The sequence below is a fragment of the Pseudomonas sp. 2995-3 genome, from assembly GCF_002742565.1.
Classification (GTDB): Bacteria; Pseudomonadota; Gammaproteobacteria; order Pseudomonadales; family Pseudomonadaceae; genus Aquipseudomonas; species Aquipseudomonas edaphica.
Genome location: NZ_LJSB01000154.1, coordinates 1 through 346 on the forward strand (window position 1 = coordinate 1; position 346 = coordinate 346).

At 34.7% G+C, this 346-nt stretch carries 1 protein-coding gene; it reads left to right on the forward strand.

The window, feature by feature from the left end; all coding sequences use genetic code 11:
• Positions 1-224, forward strand: a 224-nt coding sequence (locus AOA62_RS32195; protein ID WP_218244096.1) for a hypothetical protein, incomplete at its 5' end; no start/stop codon positions are given.
• Positions 225-346 lie beyond the last annotated feature (122 nt).

Below are 346 nucleotides of genomic sequence, written 5' to 3' on the forward strand. Positions count from 1 at the left end.
CGTTTTATAAAAACAATGTAAAACTCACTATTGGTGCTGAAGGATCCTTTGGTATGTCCACTGAGGATGGCTATGACTATGATGGGACATACTTGGAGGATGGCATCACATATCAAACATTTTCATCGACGAAAAATAAAGTTTTTCAATTTGTAGTTTGTTGGATGAATCCTTGCACAGATGATAACGATGCGCAAACATGGTTTGGTGCAATTACCAGGTAACGAACTGTTATAACGTACAACGCATAATTTCATCCATTAAGCTAAAAATAATTTTGAACTGTTTTAGTTATAACAGAAAGGATTGATTTAGCTGTGAGTAAAAAATCGAAATCGAAGCGTAA